This window comes from Klebsiella sp. JB_Kp042 (assembly GCF_040065275.1).
Lineage (GTDB): Bacteria > Pseudomonadota > Gammaproteobacteria > Enterobacterales > Enterobacteriaceae > Klebsiella > Klebsiella quasipneumoniae.
Genome location: NZ_JBEAJL010000016.1, coordinates 19,939 through 39,230 on the forward strand (window position 1 = coordinate 19,939; position 19,292 = coordinate 39,230).

Below are 19,292 nucleotides of genomic sequence, written 5' to 3' on the forward strand. Positions count from 1 at the left end.
ACCATGTCCGTATTTCACTCAGATCTGTTTCGCCAGCAGGCGCTGATTGCCGGAAGCTGGCGCGACGCCGCCGACGGTACGACGCTTGCCGTCAGCAATCCTTCCACCGGCGCGACGCTCGGCCAGATCCCCAATATGGGTCGGGCGGAAGCGCAACAGGCCGTGGATGCCGCCGCGGCCGCCCTGCCGGCCTGGCGTACATTAACCGCTGCGCAGCGCGCCTCGCTGTTGAAAAACTGGCACCGCCTGATCCTCGAAAACAAAACCGCGCTGGGGCAGATCATGACCGCCGAGCAGGGCAAGCCGCTGGCGGAAGCAGAAGGCGAAATCGCCTATGCCGCCTCGTTTATCGAGTGGTTTGCCGAACAGGGCAAACGCACCAACGGCGAAATAATCCCCTCCCCCGGCGCGGATAAACGCCTGATGGTGATCCGCCAGGGGGTGGGCGTTTGCGCGGCGATCACCCCGTGGAATTTTCCGGCGGCGATGATCACCCGCAAGGCCGGCCCGGCGCTGGCCGCTGGCTGTACGATGGTGATTAAGCCAGCTAACGAAACGCCGTTTACCGCGCTGGCGATGGCAGAGTTGGCGATTCAGGCCGGGATCCCGCAGGGCGTTATTAACGTCGTCACCGGCCAGTCGCGCGAAATTGGCGCGGTGTTCACCGGCGATGAGCGGGTGCGTAAGCTCTCCTTTACCGGCTCGACCGAAGTTGGCCGCGTACTGATGCGCCAGTGCGCGGAATCCATTAAAAAGCTCTCTTTAGAGCTCGGCGGTAACGCGCCGTTTATCGTCTTTGACGACGCCGATATCGATAAAGCGGTCGAGGGGGCGCTGATCGCCAAGTTCCGCAATGCCGGCCAAACCTGCGTCTGCGTCAACCGCTTCTATATTCATCGCGCCGTTTACGACCGGTTCTGCGATAAGTTTGTGGCTCGCGTCGCCGCCCTGAAAGTCGGCGATGGCAGTGAGTCCGATGTACAGATTGGCCCGCTGATCAACGCTGACGCCGGGCGCAAAGTCCAGTCCCTGCTCGACGACGCCCTGACCCGCGGCGCGACGCTGTTAACCGGCGGTAAAGTGCATCCGCGGGGCGGTAATTTCTTCACCCCAACGGTGATCGGCGACGTCCAGCCGGGGTCACTGCTGCTGCAGGAAGAAATTTTCGGCCCGGTGGCGGCGCTGGTGAAATTTGACGATGAGCAGCAGGTCATCGAGCAGGCGAATGACACTATCTACGGCCTCGCCTCCTATTTCTACAGCAACGACGCCGCCCGTATCTGGCGCGTCTCCGAACAGCTGGAATACGGCATGGTCGGCATCAATACCGGGCTGATTTCCAACGAAGTCGCGCCGTTTGGCGGGGTAAAGCAGTCCGGCCTTGGCCGCGAAGGGTCGGAACACGGAATCGAAGATTACCTGGAGATGAAGTATCTCTGCCAGGGGTTATAAATATGCTCTCCCGGCGATGGCGCTGGCCACGCTGGGATCTTTTGATGGAGTTCAGCGATGTCTGATTATCAAATGTTTGAGGCGGTCGTTCGCGATGTTGAACAGAGCACCCCTCTTGTGAAGCGTTTTACGCTGGTATCGCAGACCGGCGCTCCGCTGCCGGCATTCAGCGGAGGCAGCCATATTATCGTCCAGATGCAGGATGGCGAGCAGCGCTACAGTAACGCCTATTCGCTGATGAGCTCGCCGTTGGATACCACCACCTGGCAGATTGCGGTGCGTCTTGAGTCGCCTTCCAAAGGCGGCTCGCGTTTTATGCATCAGCGGGTGCGCCCAGGCGATAACCTGACGGTGTCCACACCCAACAACCTGTTCGCCATCGAACCGCAGGCACGCAAGCATCTGCTGATCGCCGGCGGCATCGGCATCACGCCGTTTTTATCGCATATTCCTGAACTGGAACAACGGCAGGCCGACTGGCGGCTGCACTACTGTTTCCACGACGCCGACAATAATGCTTTCGTCGATGCGCTCAGCGCCGCGCCGTGGCGCGATCGGGTCAATGTTCATGTATCAGCGCTCGGCAGCCGTCTCGATCTGCCGCGCCTGTTCGCTGACCTCGAGCCCGGAACCCACGTGTATATCTGCGGCCCGGCGGCGCTTAACGAGGCAGTGAAAGCCGCCGCCGAACGCCATCAGGTGCCCGCCAGTCAACTGCACTTTGAGCAGTTTATCCTTGAGGATAAAGGCGGAGAGGCGTTTACCCTGGTGCTGGCGCGTTCCGGACGCGAATTTACCGTACCGCAGGATATGACCATTTTGCAGGTGATCGAGAATAACAAAGCAGCGAAGGTGGAATGCCTGTGCCGCGAAGGGGTGTGCGGCACCTGCGAAACGGTGATTCTGGAGGGCGAAGCCGACCATCGCGACCAGTATTACAGCGAGGAAGAGAAAGCCAGCCAGCAGAGTATGCTGATCTGCTGCTCGCGCGCCAAAGGCGGCCGGTTGGTGCTGGATTTGTAAAGCGCGCTCCGGCCAGCGGCGCGGGCCGGATAACCGATCACAACTCCAGCTCGCGGCGCAGCAGTTGCGCGATAGCCTCGCTGCTCTCTGCGGATACCAGCGCCTGGCGGAACTCGGCGTGCATAATGCGCCGCGCCAGGCGCGAGAAGATGCGCATATGCTGGTCGCCCGCCGAATGCTTGTTTAGCGTCAGCATAATCACAAACTGCGCTTCTTCATCACCCCACTTCACCGGCTGCGCCAGGCGGGCGACGCTAATGGTCGACTGCTCAATATGCTCGGATTTACTATGCGGAATGGCAAAACTGAAGCCCAGCCCGGTGGAGAACACCGCCTCGCGGGCCCAGAGATCGGCCTCCAGCTTGCGCGGATAGCGGCAGCGCCCGGCCAGCAGCAGGTTATCCGTCATCCCCTTCAGCACCTCCTCCTTGCTGCGCCAGTCACTGTTGAGGGTGATGCACTGACGGCTAATCAACGGCACATCCTGCTGGCGCATGCGGAACTGGGCCAACAGATGCTCCACTTCCAGCGAGGTACGGCACTGCATCGCCTGATTCAGCAGTTGACGGCAGGCGCGGCTGTCCAGGTGCGCCAGACGCGCTTTGGTCGCCGGGATCGTCGGCGCGCTCATGCTCAGTTCATCCAGGCCGAGGCCGACCAGCAGCGGCAGCACCGAACCTTTGGCCCCCAGCTCGCCGCACAGGCCGATCCATTTCCCCTGCCGGTGCGCCGCCTGCACGGCATAGTCCAGCGCACGCAGGAAGGCCGGGTTGAGACTGTTGTAATGGCGCGTCACTTTCGCATTATCGCGATCGACCGCCAGCAGATACTGCGTTAAGTCATTGCTGCCGATGCTAAAGAAGTCCACCTCTTCGCAGCACTGATCGATGATGAACATCACCGACGGCACCTCCAGCATGATGCCCAGCGGGATTTTTTCATCAAACGGGATCTGTTCGACGCGCAGCGACTGTTTGGCCTCCGCCAACCGCTCTTTCACCCACAGGATCTCTTCCATTGAGGAAATCATCGGGATCATGATCTTCAGCGAGCCGTGCGCCGAAGCGCGTAGAATCGCCCGCAGCTGAGTATGAAACAGCGCCTGGTACTCTTCATAGATGCGCACCGCGCGGTAGCCGAGGAAGGGGTTATTTTCCGCCGGAATGTTGAGGTAGGCCACCGGCTTATCACCGCCGATATCCATAGTCCGCACGATAATGCTGCGCCCGGCGGCAGGCTCCAGCGCCTGGCAGAAAATGTTGTAGAGTTCGTCTTCCGATGGCGCGCCGGGCCGGTCCATATAGAGCATCTCCGTGCGGAACAGGCCAACCGACTGCGCGCCGTTGTTGAAGGCCGCCACCGCCTCTACCGAATGGGCGATGTTCGCCGCGATCTCGACGCGGATACCGTCTTCCGTCTGCCCCGCCTTATCCAGCCATACCTGCTGCTGTTGCTGGATCTGCGCCTGAACCCACGACTCCTGCTGATAGTAGCGCGCCACCGCCGGACTCAGGTCGACCACCAGCAGCCCCGCGTTGCCGTCGATCTGCACCTGGGTATCCTCCCACGGCAACAGTGCGTCGAGGTCAACCCCCACCAGGGTCGGGATATTGAATGAGCGGGCGAGGATCACGGTGTGCGACGTAGTGCCGCCGCTGCGCAGCAGCAGCCCTTTGAGATGCGTTTTATCCAGTTCGAGGAACTGGCTGGGGGTGAGGTCGTCGGCAAGGCAAATGGCGGCTTCCCGCAGTTGACCCGGCGCCGGGAAACGGGCTTCGCCGTAGATATGCTGCAACAGTTGGAAGCAGACATCGCGCACATCCAGCACCCGCTCCTGCAGATAGCTGCTGCCGGAATCGCGGAACTGGGCGCAGAAGTGGTCGCTGGTGGCGACGATCGCCTGGGCGCAGCTGAGACCGGTGAGGATCCCGCCGAGCAGATGCTGGCGCAGCGAGGCATCCGTCGCCAGCGAACGGTGAGCTTCCAGTATCGCGCTGGCGGTGCCGTCATTGTCCAGCAGCCGCAGTTCGATATCTTTCACCAGCAGGCGCAGGCCGTTATCCAGTGCCGCCTGCTCCTGTTCAGGACTGCTGGCGACGGGCAGTGCGCCAAGCTCGTGCAAATCGCGGGATTTTAGATGGATGAGTCTGCCCCCCGCGCTGCCGGCGCAGACCGGACTGGCATGAAACAGCATCGGGTTCAGGCGTGAGAGTGACTCCGGCACCGGCTGGACGTCCAGCGCTTGTGCCGTAGGCAGCGGCGCGTCGCAGTGAGGAAATTCATCACGCAGAAAGGCCGTTAACGCGGCGTAAGCCTCGGCTTCATCTTCGCCGCTGATAAGCAGCTGGCAGGTGTCGCCCTTCAGGGTGTTCGTGCCGATGACCGCCAACGCGCTTTTGGCATTGCCACCGGTATCGCAGCGCAGGTTCCGCCACTCAATTGCCGATGAAAAACGGTTACACAGCGTTTCGACCAGACTGGCCGGACGCGCATGCACACCGTTGGGCAAATCACATGTAAATTCAATGACCAGAGCCATCGCCTTCCTCCTGAGTAATCCATTAATTCCCCAAAAGGTAATGAAAGATGGTCAAGTGGACTAGGTGACAAAACTGGCAATTACTGGACTATTGTACACACGATACTTTTTTATGTCCGCCATCACAATTCCACCCTTTTAGCGCTCACTCCTCCTGTCATCACTTAGATTTGAGGTGGATCGCAATTCTTTTCTAACCTTACAAATATCCAGTAAATGCACTTTTTCTCTACTGTTTTATACGGCGCCCTTTTTCTAATGTTGAGCCATCAATACTGTCACGGGCCCTACAGCGCTCAGGAGCAAGCAATGAACGAACTGGTGCAAATACTAAAAAATACTCGCCAGCATCTGATGACCGGCGTGTCACATATGATCCCCTTCGTGGTCTCCGGCGGGATCCTGCTGGCGGTGTCCGTCATGTTGTATGGCAAAGGTGCGGTTCCGGATGCCGCCACCGATCCCAACCTGAAGAAACTGTTTGATATTGGCGTCGCCGGCCTGACGCTGATGGTCCCTTTTCTCGCCGCCTACATTGGCTACTCCATCGCCGACCGCGCCGCGCTGGCCCCCTGCGCCATCGGCGCCTGGGTAGGTAACAGCTTCGGCGCCGGCTTCTTTGGCGCGCTGATCGCTGGGATGATCGGCGGTCTGGTGGTCTATTACCTGAAAAAAATACCGGTCCACAAGGTGCTGCGCTCGGTGATGCCGATATTCATTATTCCCATCATCGGCACCTTTATTACTGCCGGGATCATGATGTGGGGGCTCGGCGAACCGGTAGGCGCGCTCACGGCAAACCTGACCAACTGGCTGCAGGGCATGCGCGAAGGCAGCATCGTGGTGCTGGCCATCATTATGGGCCTGATGCTGGCGTTTGATATGGGCGGCCCGGTGAACAAAGTGGCCTACGCCTTCATGCTGATCTGCGTTTCACAGGGGGTCTACAGCGTAGTGGCTATCGCCGCCGTCGGCATCGCCGTACCGCCGCTGGGGATGGGACTGGCGACGCTGATCGGCCGCAAATATTTCACCGCCGAAGAGAGGGAAACCGGCAAAGCGGCGCTGGTGATGGGCTGCGTCGGGGTCACCGAAGGGGCGATTCCCTTTGCCGCTGCCGACCCGCTGCGCGTTATTCCGGCCAATATGATTGGCGCGGCCAGCGGCTGCGTCACCGCGGCGCTGTTGGGCGCCCAGTGTTACGCCGGCTGGGGCGGGCTCATCGTGCTGCCGGTGGTCCAGGGCAAACTCGGCTTTATCGCCGCGCTGCTGGTCGGCGCCTGCGTCAGCGCCGCCTGCGTCATTGTGCTGAAAGCGCTGGCTAAAAAGAAATCGTCTGACGCCAAAGCCGACGACGAATTAGACCTTGATTTTGAAATTAACTAACAGACTGGAAGGAACAGATTATGACCCACATTATCGCTGTCACCGCCTGCCCGTCGGGTGTGGCTCACACCTATATGGCCGCCGAATCGTTAGAAAGCGCCGCTAAGGCCAAAGGCTGGCAGGTCAAAGTTGAAACCCAGGGTTCTATCGGCATTGAAAACGAGCTGACCGCGGAAGAGATCGCCGCCGCCGATATGGTCATTCTGACCAAAGATATCGGTATCAAATTCGAAGAGCGTTTTGCCGGGAAAACTATCGTACGCGTCAATATCAGCGATGCGGTCAAACGCGCCGACGCCATCATGAACAAGATAGACAGCCACCTTTCCCAACGAGCCTGAAGCCTTAAAAGGGGCGCCCGCGCGCCCTTCGCCACAACATGGAGTTTGTCATGACGAATCGTACTCAACGCCTGAAAGCCAGCCTGTTCGCCCAACCGCGCGAAATATCTCTTGAACGCGCCCTGCTCTATACCGCCAGCCATCGGCAAACGGAGGGCGAGCCGGTGATTATTCGCCGGGCGAAGGCCACCGCCTGGATCCTCGATAAGGTAGACATTTCGATTCGTGATGATGAACTGATTGCCGGCAACCGTACCATCAAACCGCGGGCCGGCATTATGTCGCCGGAGATGGATCCCTACTGGCTGCTTAACGAGCTCGACACCTTCCCGACCCGACCGCAGGACCGCTTCGCGATAAGCGAAGAAGATAAGCGCGTCTATCGGGAAACGCTGTTCCCCTACTGGGAAAAGCGCTCAATGAAAGATTTCATCAACGGCCAGATGACCGACGAGGTCAAAGCCGCCGTCAGCACCCAAATATTCAGCGTGAACCAGACCGATAAAGGCCAGGGCCATATCATTATCGACTATCCGCACCTGTTGAATAATGGCCTGGACGCGCTGGTTGCGGAGATGCAATCACACTGCGACCGGCAGCCTGATAACCCTTTTTATCAGGCGGTATTGATCCTGCTGGAGGCCTCTCAGCGCCATATTCTGCGCTACGCCGCGCTGGCCGAGGAGATGGCTGGACACTGTCAGGATCCGCAGCGTCAGCGGGAGCTGTTAACCATCGCCGCGATTTCGCGCCACAATGCGCAGCACCGGCCAACGGACTTCCCCCAGGCCTGCCAGCTGTTCTGGTATATGAACATCATTCTGCAGTACGAATCCAATGCCAGCTCCATTTCGCTCGGCCGTTTTGACCAGTACATGCTGCCGTTTTATCAGGCGTCGCTGAATCAAGGACAGGATCCGGCGTCGCTCAAGGAGCTGCTGGAGTCGCTTTGGGTAAAATGCAACGACATCGTCCTGCTGCGCTCCTCCAGTAGCGCACGCTATTTCGCCGGTTTTCCCACCGGGTATACCGCCCTGCTCGGTGGGCTAACGGAAACCGGGCGCAGCGCGGTCAACGTGCTGTCATTTTTATGCCTCGATGCCTATCAAAACGTGCAATTGCCGCAGCCGAATCTTGGCGTGCGGGTGAACGAGCTGATTGACCGCCCGTTCCTGCGTAAAACCGCCGAAACCATCCGCCTGGGCACCGGCATTCCACAGATTTTCAACGACGAGGTGGTGGTCCCCGCCTTCCTCAATCGCGGCGTGTCGCTGGAAGACGCCCGCGACTACGCGGTGGTCGGCTGCGTCGAGTTGTCGATCCCCGGCCGCACCTACGGCCTGCATGATATCGCCATGTTCAACCTGCTGAAGGTCATGGAACTTGTCCTGCAGGAAAATGAAGGACAACCGGAGGTCAGCTGGGAAGGGCTTATCCGCCAGATGCGCGACAAAATTCGCTATTACATCAAGCTGATGGTCGAGCGCAGCAATATCTGCGATATCGGCCATCGCGACTGGGCGCCAGTGCCTCTCCTCTCCTCGTTCATTAAAGATTGCGTGCAGCACGGTAAAGACATCACCGCCGGCGGAGCGCGCTATAACTTCTCCGGCGTCCAGGGCATCGGGATCGCCAACCTGAGCGATTCGCTTTATGCCCTGAAGGGGATGGTCTTTGACCAGCAGCGCCTTAGCTTTGACCAACTGATGGCGGTACTGAAAGCCAACTTCCAGACGCCAGAGGGAGAGAAAATCCGCGCCCGGTTGATCAACCGTTTTGAAAAATACGGCAACGATATCGACGACGTCGATAATATCAGCGCCGATCTGCTGCGCTTTTACTGCAAAGAGGTGGAACAATATCTGAATCCGCGCGGCGGGCGTTTTACGCCCGGCTCCTATACCGTCTCGGCGCACGTGCCGCTGGGCTCGGTGGTGGGGGCTACCCCGGACGGGCGGCTGGCTGGCGAACAGTTAGCGGACGGCGGCCTGTCGCCAATGGTCGGCCAGGATGCCCAGGGGCCGACGGCGGTGCTGAAATCAGTCAGCAAGCTGGATAACTATCTGCTGTCGAACGGTACGCTGCTCAACGTTAAATTTACCCCGGCGACGCTGGCCGGCGACGGCGGGCTAAACAAGCTGGCAGACTTTTTACAGGCTTTCTGCAAGCTCAAGCTGCAGCATATTCAGTTTAACGTGGTCAATGCCGACACCCTGCGTGAAGCGCAGCAACGGCCGCAGGACTTTGCCGGCCTGGTGGTGCGCGTCGCGGGCTACAGCGCCTTCTTTGTTGAGCTGTCGAAGGAGATTCAGGATGACATTATCCGCCGCACCGCGCATCAGCTGTGAGGTGATGGAGACGCGCGCCGACCGGGCGCGCATTTTTAATCTGCAGCGCTACTCGCTCAACGATGGCCAGGGGATCCGCACGGTGGTATTTTTCAAAGGCTGCCCCCACACCTGCCCGTGGTGCGCCAACCCGGAGTCAATGTCACCCAGGATCCAGACCCTGCGCCGGCAGAGTAAATGCCTGGGTTGCGCCCGCTGCCAGCAGGATGTCGTCGAGTGTCCCTCCGGGGCATGGGAGCAGATCGGTCGCGACATGACGCTGGATAACCTCCTTCATGAGGTGCTGAAGGATGAAGTCTTCTTCCGCGCCTCCGGCGGCGGTGTCACCCTCTCCGGCGGTGAAGTGCTCATGCAGGCCGAATTTGCCGCCCGCTTTCTCCAGCGCCTGCGCCAGTGGGGGATCCGCACCGCCATCGAAACCGCTGGCGACGGGCCCTTCAACCGTTTTTTACCGGTGGCTGAAGCCTGCGACGAGGTGTTATTTGATTTTAAAATCATGGAACCTGAGCGGGCATTGTCGCTACTGCGAATCAATCAGCCGCGGGTACTGGATAATTTTCGCCAGCTGGCGGCTAGAGAGATCAACCTCATCCCACGCGTGCCGCTGATCCCGGGCTATACCATGAGCGTCGATAATTTTCGCCAGATTCTGAACTTTCTCGCACCTTTTAATCTTACAGAATTGCACCTGCTGCCATTTCATCAATACGGCGAGCCCAAATACCGTCTGCTGGGCAAACCCTGGGCGCTGGCCAGGGTGAAAGCGCCTGACGAAGCGGACATTCAACCTTATCGGGTAATGGCCGAAGCGGCCGGATTCCACGTCACTATCGGCGGTTAACGCCAGGAGGATGTTATGGACTTCAATATTATCGCCGTCACCGCCTGCGTCAGCGGAGTGGCGCACACCTATATGGCTGCCGAACGGCTGGAAAAGGTCGGTCATCATGAAAAATGGCATCTTAAGGTGGAAACTCAGGGCGCGCTCGGCGTTGAAAATCGCATTACCGCAGAAGATATCGCCCGCGCCGAAGTGGTGCTGCTGGTGACGGATATCGAAATTGACGACGCCCAGCGCTTTCGCGGCCTGCGGACGATTAAAACCAGCATCAAGAGCTTCCTGCTGCAGCCGCAGCAGATCGTCGAGGCCGTGAAAAGCATCATGAAAAAGCCGGTCGTCTATGTTGAACTTCCCTGACCGGCGACAGGCCTTACTCTACATCCAGCAACCACTTTTGCGCTGGCGTCAGGCGGCTGGCCGTCTCGGGCGTCAACCAGCGCCGCTGGTCCTGCTGCGGCGTATCCGCGCGATCGATGTATAACCCATGCAGCACACGTCGTCTGCTGCCCTCACGATTACGCGTGCCGCCGTGCCAGGCGTGAGCGTTGTAAATCATCACGCTCCCGGCCGGCGCAGCAAACACGATTTCATCAGGGTGGGCCTGCTCTGGGTCGGCCAGTACCTCTTCCGGGAGCTCAGGACGCAGATGGGTACCGGGGATAATCCGCGGCGCGCCGTTGGCGGCGCTCAAATCGTCTATCGCCCAGATGGTATTCACCAGGTGGACTTTGGGAAAATCCGGGCGCGGCTTTTTCCAGTCGGCGTGCAGCGGCTGGTGGCCGCCGTTATATAACGCCTCGCGCGCGTTCAGGCTGGAGACTTTAAAATCGCCGTCGAAGATATAGCGGCAGGCGGAGAGGATCAGCGGATGAGCCCAGACTTTCTCCCAGATAACCCCCTTATTCACCAGGTTGGCGATCCGCGTCGCGGTCGCTTCCTGATGATGTTCCATCGCCAGATTGTCGCCTTCGCGCTCGACCAGGGTATCAATTAGCCGTCGCATTTCGCTCAGCCACTGGGCGTCAACGACGTTATGCACAACGGTGTAGCCGAGGGTGTCGAGCTCGTGTTTCATTTGCGCGCTGAGCGCCAGGCTGGCGCCTAACGCATCGAGAAAGCTAGCTGAAGATGAGTTCATGTTGCGTTCCTTTTTAACGTTCCGATAACACAAACAAACTCTACTGGTCCATCCGCGGCATGACAGGAGGCGAACGCTACGAAAAACTGGACATACGTACGCGAGCCAACAAAGTGTGATGGGCGTCAACAATCACGTTTTCGGCGATGCCTGTGCTGTAGCTGACCGGGAATCCACCGCGCAAAATGGCTTAACAAACGCTGCCGGGGAGGAAAAAATAGATTATCATCAACAGGATAATGCGCATGCTGAGGGCAAAGAATGATTGAAGATCTGCCGGATATACTGCATCGGTTAATCGGTCAAAAAGATCGCTTACAGGTGAGATTTCCTGAGCCGGATATCTCCGTGCCTGCCCTTGCCTTCAACGTACCGTTTCCACGTCTGGAAATTGTGCTGGAGGGTCAGCTTAATGAACAGGGGCTGCCGCTAGCCGCTTCGACGTTAACCGCGCTGCAGGTACTCTACGTGCAGGCGGGAAAGTGGACGCTGCCGCAGTGGACCGGCCCGGCCACTACCCTGAGTATCCTGTTTGGCCGGCAGAAACTGGGATTCAGTATTCAACGCTGGGACGGGAAAAGCCTGCACACGGAGAAGCAAAGCGTTGCCCGCCTCGGGCCGCGCGTGGGCTCTTACCTGCTGCTGAGCCTGAATGAAGTCAGCCTGCAGCCCGATCCGCTGACCGCCCGGCTGGTGGTCGCCGCGCTACTGAGCCACTGTCGCGAACAGCTGGTTGGGCTGGAAATGCGCGTCAGTCGCAGCCGGGATCTGTTTCTTGCCGTTCAGGACTATCTCGAGGAAAATCTGAGCCTGCCGCTGACGCGGGAATCAGTGGCCAGACGTTTTCACATCACGCCCAACTATCTTTCGCATATTTTTCAGAAATCAGGCTCGGTGGGATTTAACGAATATCTGACCCGGGTGCGTCTTGAAAAGGCAAAACAGCTGCTGCGCGGCTATGACCTGAAGGTGAAAGAGATCGCCCATAACTGCGGCTTTGTCGACAGCAACTATTTTTGCCGGGTCTTCAAACGCTACACCGAGCGTTCGCCGTCAGAGTATCGGCGACACTGCCGCAGCGCACAGCAGGCCTAACCTGCCGTGTCGGAATATTACGCCCACTCCACGCGCCCGCGCCCGTTGTGCTTGGCCTTGTACAACGCCTCGTCGACTTTGCGGATAAACGTCTCCTGCGCTTCGCCCGGCCGCCAGGTTCCGACGCCAATGCTGATCGACAGCGGTGTTTGATGATTGATCAGGATGGTGCGGGCATTGTCGAGGATCGCCTGCGCCAGATCGTGCAGCTCAGGCTCCGACAGGCCATCGACGATAATGGCAAACTCTTCCCCACCGATACGCGCCGGCAGGACCTGCTCGCTGGTCAGTTTCGCCAGCTGTTTCCCCAGGGAAAATAACACTTCATCCCCCACCAGGTGGCCCCAGGTATCGTTGATTTTCTTAAAAAAATCGATATCCAGGATCATGAGCCCCAAAGCATGTCCGGACTTTTCGCGAATGGTATCGATAAAAAAGCGGCGGTTGGGCAACTGAGTGAGCTCATCTTTTAGGGATTGCGAGCGCGCGTCAACGTACAGCAGGTTGATGCGCTCAATAATTTTGTAGACGCCCACCACGGTCAGCAGCATCCCGGAGAGGCGCAGCAGATCTTCGCAGTAGTAGCCCATCCAGCGCGGCTGAACCACCATCTCATCCATCACATCGAACGTGCCGCCGGCAATCCACAGCAGCAGCCCATAGCGCACCCAGTTGACGGCAATACGGCTCATCCGCACCTTCGCTGAGCTCCACAGCATAAACACCAGAAACAGCAGCGCCAGCATATCGATATAGAGCCCGGGGTTGGCCAGGATTTCTCGCCACGTGCCGATGGGCGGCGACACCAGCGCACAGCCGACAGCGACGGCGACGATAACCAGCAGCGCAGGCAGTAGCGTACCCCGCGCCAAAGCGGACGGAATGGGGCGTTTCGCAGGAATAAGGCATTCAGGCATAGCGATGTCTCATGGTAACCACAGGGCCGATCGCGGGACAGGATAGCAGTTAAGCGCAGCGGGACGAATGAAAAAGCGACGCGCCGACAAAACGGCGGTGAGGTAGACTGACCCCGCGGAATTGTTCCAACGTACTACCACTCCATGGCGACGAGGTCAGTGGCGCGGATACTATCGGCTAAATCCATCAGCTGATTAGCTTTCCGTGCGGCGCCACCGATAACCGGCGGCGCCTGCTCAGAGATTAGCCGCTGAACACTCGCGCCTTGCCGCTGACCGTCAGTCGCACCGTCGCGCCGGGCTGCCACGCCGGCTGGCTTACGGTTCGCAGGACAATCGGCCGATCGTGCCCGGACATCGACAGCGTCAGCGTGGAGAGCTGGCCGGAGAAATCAACATCGCGGATGGTGGCGGTACTTTCCTGCGGCCCGCTCACGCTGACGCTCAGCTGTTCCGGACGCAACATCACCTTACCTTCACCAGCAGGATGCCCTGCGTCTGTCGCCAGGTCGCCCAGCGCGCAGCTGGCCCGCCCGGGGCTCAGCCGTGCGGGGAGGATCAGGGCATCGCCGAGAAACAGCGCCGTCTCTTCATCCACCGGCTGCGCGTAAACCGCCAGCGGGGTCCCCACCTGGGCGAAGCGCCCCTGGCGCATCACCGCCACCTGTGTGGCGAACGACAGCGCTTCGGTCTGGTCATGGGTCACCAGAATCGAGGCGATGCCGGTCTCCGCCAGCAGATCGGCGGTCGCTTTGCGCGTGCTGGCGCGCAGTCCGGTGTCCAGGGCAGAAAAGGGTTCATCGAGCAGCATCAGCGCCGGCTGCTGGGCCAGGGCGCGAGCCAGAGCCACACGCTGCTGCTGGCCCCCGGAGATCTCATGCGGCCAGTGGCGCGCCAGGCTGTGGTCGAGGGCGACCATCTCCATCAGCGCGCCCACCCGGCGACGTTTTTCCTCGCGGCTGGCGTCCAGTCCCCAGGCGATATTGTCCGCCACATTGAGGTGAGGAAACAGCGCCCCCTCCTGCGGAACGTAGCCGATCTGACGCTGGTGGGCAGGAACAAACACGCCCTCGGCAAACAGCGGCGCGCCGTGCATCACGATCCGCCCGCTGTCGGGCGTTTCGAAACCGGCGAGAATGCGCAGCAGCGTGGTTTTTCCCGAACCCGACGGACCCACTATAGCCGTCCGGCTACCCGGCGCCACCTGAAGATGAATATTATCGAGGACCTGCGCGTCGGCGAAGGATTTCGAAACAGAAGACAATTCCAGCATGTTACAACCCTGCCATTTTTTTCGACTGCATATAGAGAACCGCCGTCAGCGGCAGCGAAATGACGATCATCAACAGCGCGTAGGGCGCCGCCGCCACGTAGTCGATCTCGCTGGTTAACGCCCAGAATCCGGTCGACAACGTGCGGGTGCCTAACGGCGAGAGCAGCAGCGTGGCGGTCAGCTCATTGCTGACGCCGAGGAACACCAGCGCGGCGCCGGCGGCCGCCCCCGGAGCGGCAAGCCGCATGGTGATACTCCACAGGGCGCGGGCCGGGCTGCGTCCGAGACTGCGGGCGACGTTTTCCAGCTCCACCGGCGCCTGGGCGATACCGGCGCGCAGGTTAATCAGCGCCCGCGGCATAAACATCAGCAAATAGGCCAGAAACAGCGTCACTTCTGTCTGGTACACCGGACGGGCATAGTGGATGGTGACGGTGACCAGCGCCAGCGCGGTCACGATGCCGGGCAGCGAGCTGGTGATGTAATTACACCCCTCCAGCAGGCGGAACAGCGGACGCGGATAGCGCACGCCGAGCCAGGCGATGGGGATCGCGCAGACCGTCGTCAGCAGCGCCCCGCCCGCCCCCAGCAGCAGCGTTTGACGCAGGGAATGCCACAGATCGGCATGCAGCCAGTTGTCGATACCGCCCAGCCACAGCCAGCGTCCCAGGACCAGCAACGGCACCCCCATCGCCAGCAACACCAGCAACAGAAGCAGCAGCTGCGCGCCGAAAGCGGCCCCTTTACCCAGCACCAGGCGCTTCTGCTCGCGCGCCGCCCCGGCGCCGATACGCGCATAGCGCGCTTTACCGCGCGAAGCGCTCTCCAGCAGCAGGATCGCCAGACAGCACAGAGCCAGCACGCCCGCCAGCATATTGGCGGCCGGACCGCTGAAGGTCGACTGGAACTGATCGTAAATGGCGGTAGTGAAAGTATCGAAGCGGATCATCACAAACAGACCATATTCCGCCAGCAGATGCAGAGCCACCAGCAGCGCACCGCCGCAGATAGCCAGCCGCAGCTGCGGGAGGACCACCCGAAAGAACACTTTCCACGGCGGAGTGCCCAGCGATGCGGCGACATCTTCAAGCGTGGGATCGAGTCGGCGCAGCACGGCCGCCACCGGCATATAGATAAACGGATAGTAGGCCAGCACGGAAAGAAACACCCCGGCGCCCAGGCCATGCAGCGAGGGCGCAGCGCTGACCCACGCGTAGCTCTGAACAAAGGCTGGAATGGCCAGCGGGGCCACCGCCAGCGCCGACCACAGCTGCCGCCCGGCCATCGCGGTACGTTCCGTCAGCCAGGCCAGCGTCACGCCAAGCACAATGCTGATGGGGACCGCCAGCACCGTCAGCCACAGGGTATTGCTGAGCAGCTCGCCTACCCGCGGGCGAAAGACCAGCGCTTTGATTGTCGGCCAGCCGGTATCGAATCCGACCGCCACCACAAACCCTAACGGCAACAGCGCCAGCAATGAAAACAGGAGCGCTAAGGCAACCATCGGAAATGCAGGACGCCTGCGCTCGGGCAGGCGTCCTGTTTTCTTTCCGAGCGACAGACTCAGAACAGACATAGCAACATCACTTCCTCAGGATCAGAGCAGGCCAGCCTGCGTCATCAGTTCAATGACCTTTTTACTGTTCAGCGAGGAAGGTTCTACCTTCGGGGCGTCCAGATCTTTCAGCGGGGTCAGTTTCGGGTTAGAGGCCGCGTCTACCCCCACCGCATATTCGAAGGCGTTATTGGTGCGCAGCGCATCCTGTCCCTGCTTACCAGTGATCCATTTAATAAAAGCCTGCGCCTGCGCTTTATGTTTGCTGGAGGCCAGCACGCCGCCGCCGGAAATGCTGACGAAGGCCCCTGGATCCTGGTGTTTGAAGTAATACAGTTGGGTGTTTTTGCTGTTCTCGCCGGTTTTTGACTGGTCAACGAAGCGATAGTAATGGTAGATCACCCCGCCGTCGATCTGCCCGGCGTTGACCGCTTTCATCACCGTGCTGTTGCCTTTATAGGCGACAAAGTTGGTTTTCATCGCCTTCAGCCAGTCGAGGGTCGCCTGCTCGCCTTTCAGCGCCAGCATCGCGCTGACGATAGCCTGGAAATCCGCCCCCGATGGCGAAGCCGCCCAGCGGCCCTTCCACTCCGGTTTTGCCAGATCCATCAGCGAGTGCGGCAGCTGCGCCTCGCTGATTTTCGCCGGGTTATAGACGAAGACGGTGCTGCGCGCGGCGATGCCGATCCAGCGACCGTGCTGAGGGCGGTACTGCGCCGGAACCTGCTGCAGGGTCGCCGCATCCAGCGGGGCGAAAAGTTTGGCATTATCAACCAGCACCATCGACGGCGAGTTCTCGGTCAGAAACACATCGGCTGGCGACGCGGCGCCTTCCTGAACCAGCTGATTACCCAGCTCGCTGTCATCACCATTGCGCAGCGTGACTTTAATACCGGTCTCTTTCGTAAATCCATCCACCCACGACTTCACCAGATTTTCGTGTTGGGCGTTGTAGACCACAATCCCGTCCTGACCGTCAGCCGCCATCCCTTGCGGCGCCAGAAACAGAGAAGCGGCAACCAGCGCTGCCGTGCGGAGGGGCGATAAGCGAGATTTCATGAACGCATCCTTAATGAAATAGGGCAATTAATGGTAAATAGCCTGAGCGGAGAGGATTAAATCACAGCAAAAAAAGAATGATAATGAAAACAATTATCATAAACTTAAAAAAGCAAAAAATAGCGCCGGTCTGTTATTAGGGATTAGAAAATGCTTAAAACCATCCGTTCCCGAAATTTAGATTAAGAAAACATTAAGCTGCGATTATTTTATTGCCTTCGTGACAGAGCAGCCGCCTCTGCACGTTATCTGCGGTCTTTGCCGGCGGGTATTGTGATACTGATCATGTTTTTAATATGCGCCGTCATCGCGAAAGATATCCCCCTTCTACGATCATTAAAAAGCCTTTACCGTCAGAGGGATGGTTAACTTTATGCACACTCACCCTGGCACGCACGATAAATGAAAGAGATAAAGCGGCGAAACGCATGGATTGCCTTTTCCCTGGCGCTGGTGGTATTTCTGGCTGGCGTGTTCGTCATTAACTGGCAACTGTGGCATTCCGACCAGGCCGCCCATGTCGCCGCCGCCCGCCAGGCGGCGACGAAAATCGCCGTTATTCTGGATGAGGCCCGCACAGCAACGGTGACGGCGATGAACGTTAGCCGCAGCGGGTGCTCGGAACAGGGTCAGTTTCAGCTCGGAACGGAGGCCGCCCTGCAGCCGCATCTGCGCACCATTATGCTGATAAAAGAGGGCCAGGTGTGGTGCTCGTCCCTGCCCGGCAACCGGGTCCTGACGCTCAGCCCTGTGTCTTTATCTGACGAACCTCTGATGCTGCTCCCGGCCAGAATGATGGTCAATAAGCGTCCGGTGCTGATCTATCAGACGCACTCAGCGCAGATCCGGGTGATTGTCACTATCAGCGACGTCCATCTGCGCGATGCGCTATATAGCGATTCGGATAGCAATGGGCTGGCCCTATGGGTTCAGGATCAAATGATTACCAGGCATGGCGATGTCCAGCCACAGGCTGCTGATCCAAGCCGGAGCGTTTTTACCTCGCCGGCCTATCCGTTTCGCATTGCCTATCCCGAGTCATCTTTTTTAAGCCCCGGCCGCCTGGTGAATAATGGCGCCGGTTTGCTGATTTTTATTTTCTCTGTTTCGCTGCTGTTTTATTTTCTGATGCGTAAATTTCTCAATGTTTACACCTCTGAAGAAGAAAAGTTGCGCTACGCCATCGCCCAGGGCTATATCGTTCCCTACTACCAGCCTTTGGTGAACGGGAAAACCGGTGAGATATACGGTGTGGAAATACTGGCTCGCTGGCAAAACACCACCACACCCTCGCGTTCACCTGCTGAATTTATACCGCTGGCCGAGCGTACCGGCCTAATTATTCCGCTGACCCGCAGCCTGATGGCGCAGGTAACCGCCCAGATGAGACCGCTCTTTAATAAACTACCGGATGGGTTTCATATTGGCCTCAACATCAGCGCGTCGCATATTAACTCGCCGACGTTTATCGATGATTGTCTGCACTTTCAGCGCGGCTTTGAGGGTAAAGCGGTAAAGCTGATGCTGGAGATCACCGAGCAGGAACCGCTGTTACTCAATGGGGCGGTGGTCGACAAGCTCAACAGGTTACACAACTGCGGGTTTTCCATCGCGCTGGACGACTTTGGTACTGGCTATTCCGGGCTTTCCTATCTGCACGAGCTGGTGTTTGATTACATTAAAATCGATCAGAGCTTTGTCGGTCGCGTGACCGGAGAGACGCCGTCAAGCAAGCTGCTGGACTGCGTGATAGAGATGGCCCGAACGCTTTCACTGCGCATCATTGCCGAGGGCGTTGAAACCCAGGCCCAGCTGGATTACCTCAATCGCCAGAATATTCCTCTGCTGCAGGGCTACTTCTTCTGGAAGCCGATGCCCTACGTCGCGCTGGTGATGCTCCTGCTGAGTAAACCGAAGGCTCGGATTATCGAAGAATAAGCGGGCGGTCAGTAACCCGGCGGCAATCCTGCCCTGCACAAACCTCATCCCTGAGCAAACAGGTTCAGCGCCTCCTGACGGTTCTCTTTAATAGAAAAGATACGATCCATACGGGTAAGCTTGAACAGGTTCTGGATCGTCCCGTTGAGCGAACACAGCACCAGCTCTCCCTGCCCACTGACGCTCTTGAGTATGGATACCAGGGCGCCCAGGCAACTGCTGTCGATAAACTCGACATGGCTCAGATCCAGCAGTACGTTTTTCGTCTCCCCGTCGATGGCCTCGAGAACCTGCTGCTTAAACGCCGAGACAACGGAAGCATCCAGTCGACGCACCAGGGGCACGATAATTTTGACGCCCTGCTCAGTATGTAATTCAACGTTCATC

15 protein-coding genes and 2 pseudogenes are annotated in these 19,292 nt (G+C 58.9%); 10 read left to right on the forward strand and 7 right to left on the reverse strand.

Features of this window, described 5'->3' with window-relative positions; translation table 11 throughout:
- The first annotated feature begins 3 nt into the window (after positions 1 to 3).
- A complete protein-coding gene (locus tag ABLV54_RS05390; protein ID WP_050532890.1) occupies positions 4 to 1,452 on the forward strand; it encodes an NAD-dependent succinate-semialdehyde dehydrogenase in 1,449 nt (482 codons plus the stop codon).
- Positions 1,453 to 1,509: 57 nt separating this feature from the next.
- The gene (locus ABLV54_RS05395; protein ID WP_348813755.1) at positions 1,510 to 2,475 is read left to right on the forward strand and encodes a PDR/VanB family oxidoreductase; all 966 of its coding nucleotides are present in this window, start codon (positions 1,510 to 1,512) and stop codon (positions 2,473 to 2,475) included.
- 37 nt (positions 2,476 to 2,512) lie between these two features.
- On the opposite strand, the gene ptsP is transcribed toward ABLV54_RS05395, so the two are convergent.
- Positions 2,513 to 5,014, reverse strand: a complete 2,502-nt coding sequence (gene ptsP / locus ABLV54_RS05400) for a phosphoenolpyruvate--protein phosphotransferase (protein ID WP_050532892.1) — start codon at positions 5,012 to 5,014, stop codon at positions 2,513 to 2,515.
- A gap of 309 nt (positions 5,015 to 5,323) precedes the next feature.
- On the opposite strand from ptsP, the gene ABLV54_RS05405 reads away from it, so the two are divergent.
- The 5 genes from ABLV54_RS05405 to ABLV54_RS05425 are packed head-to-tail and all read left to right on the forward strand — an operon-like array spanning position 5,324 to position 10,287.
- A complete protein-coding gene (locus ABLV54_RS05405) occupies positions 5,324 to 6,400 on the forward strand; it encodes a PTS fructose transporter subunit EIIC (RefSeq protein ID WP_023289077.1) in 1,077 nt (358 codons plus the stop codon).
- 20 nt (positions 6,401 to 6,420) lie between these two features.
- Positions 6,421 to 6,741 (forward strand): PTS fructose-like transporter subunit IIB, encoded by a 321-nt coding sequence (locus ABLV54_RS05410; RefSeq protein ID WP_023289076.1) that lies wholly within the window; start codon positions 6,421 to 6,423, stop codon positions 6,739 to 6,741.
- A 50-nt stretch (positions 6,742 to 6,791) separates the two neighbouring features.
- Complete coding sequence (locus tag ABLV54_RS05415; protein ID WP_050532893.1) at positions 6,792 to 9,089, forward strand: formate C-acetyltransferase; 2,298 nt, start codon at positions 6,792 to 6,794, stop codon at positions 9,087 to 9,089.
- The gene (locus ABLV54_RS05420; RefSeq protein ID WP_048297195.1) at positions 9,055 to 9,930 is read left to right on the forward strand and encodes a [formate-C-acetyltransferase]-activating enzyme; all 876 of its coding nucleotides are present in this window, start codon (positions 9,055 to 9,057) and stop codon (positions 9,928 to 9,930) included. The genes ABLV54_RS05415 and ABLV54_RS05420 overlap by 35 nt, the downstream gene beginning before the upstream one ends.
- A 15-nt stretch (positions 9,931 to 9,945) precedes the next feature.
- Complete coding sequence (locus tag ABLV54_RS05425) at positions 9,946 to 10,287, forward strand: PTS fructose-like transporter subunit IIB (RefSeq protein ID WP_023289073.1); 342 nt, start codon at positions 9,946 to 9,948, stop codon at positions 10,285 to 10,287.
- A gap of 13 nt (positions 10,288 to 10,300) precedes the next feature.
- On the opposite strand, the gene ABLV54_RS05430 is transcribed toward ABLV54_RS05425, so the two are convergent.
- Complete coding sequence (locus ABLV54_RS05430) at positions 10,301 to 11,068, reverse strand: phytanoyl-CoA dioxygenase family protein (RefSeq protein ID WP_049014883.1); 768 nt, start codon at positions 11,066 to 11,068, stop codon at positions 10,301 to 10,303.
- 261 nt (positions 11,069 to 11,329) lie between these two features.
- Here ABLV54_RS05430 and ABLV54_RS05435 point away from each other — a divergent pair, with 261 nt between their 5' ends.
- Positions 11,330 to 12,163, forward strand: coding sequence for an AraC family transcriptional regulator (locus ABLV54_RS05435; RefSeq protein ID WP_023289071.1), 834 nt, complete (start codon positions 11,330 to 11,332; stop codon positions 12,161 to 12,163).
- Positions 12,164 to 12,180: 17 nt separating this feature from the next.
- Here the strand turns inward: ABLV54_RS05435 and ABLV54_RS05440 are convergent, their stop codons facing one another.
- From ABLV54_RS05440 to ABLV54_RS05455, 4 genes are all read right to left on the reverse strand, one after another.
- Complete coding sequence (locus tag ABLV54_RS05440) at positions 12,181 to 13,080, reverse strand: GGDEF domain-containing protein (protein ID WP_050532894.1); 900 nt, start codon at positions 13,078 to 13,080, stop codon at positions 12,181 to 12,183.
- A gap of 244 nt (positions 13,081 to 13,324) precedes the next feature.
- Positions 13,325 to 14,353 (reverse strand): ABC transporter ATP-binding protein, encoded by a 1,029-nt coding sequence (locus ABLV54_RS05445; protein WP_050532895.1) that lies wholly within the window; start codon positions 14,351 to 14,353, stop codon positions 13,325 to 13,327.
- Between the two features lies 1 nt (position 14,354).
- Positions 14,355 to 15,929: an iron ABC transporter permease gene (locus tag ABLV54_RS05450; protein ID WP_050532896.1), complete on the reverse strand. Its 1,575-nt coding sequence runs from the start codon at positions 15,927 to 15,929 to the stop codon at positions 14,355 to 14,357.
- Between the two features lie 21 nt (positions 15,930 to 15,950).
- Positions 15,951 to 16,967, reverse strand: coding sequence for an iron ABC transporter substrate-binding protein (locus ABLV54_RS05455; RefSeq protein WP_032455292.1), 1,017 nt, complete (start codon positions 16,965 to 16,967; stop codon positions 15,951 to 15,953).
- Positions 16,968 to 17,369: 402 nt separating this feature from the next.
- Here ABLV54_RS05455 and ABLV54_RS05460 point away from each other — a divergent pair.
- Together ABLV54_RS05460 and ABLV54_RS05465 are read left to right on the forward strand one after the other, a co-directional pair.
- Positions 17,370 to 17,984 (forward strand): annotated as a pseudogene (locus ABLV54_RS05460) (CSS-motif domain-containing protein); the annotation flags it as partial.
- 159 nt (positions 17,985 to 18,143) lie between these two features.
- Positions 18,144 to 18,905: pseudogene (locus tag ABLV54_RS05465) on the forward strand (EAL domain-containing protein); the annotation flags it as partial.
- A gap of 44 nt (positions 18,906 to 18,949) precedes the next feature.
- Here the strand turns inward: ABLV54_RS05465 and ABLV54_RS05470 are convergent.
- Positions 18,950 to 19,291 carry an STAS domain-containing protein gene (locus tag ABLV54_RS05470; RefSeq protein ID WP_023289065.1) on the reverse strand — a complete coding sequence of 114 codons (342 nt, stop codon included), beginning with the start codon at positions 19,289 to 19,291 and terminating at the stop codon, positions 18,950 to 18,952.
- Position 19,292: the final 1 nt, after the last annotated feature.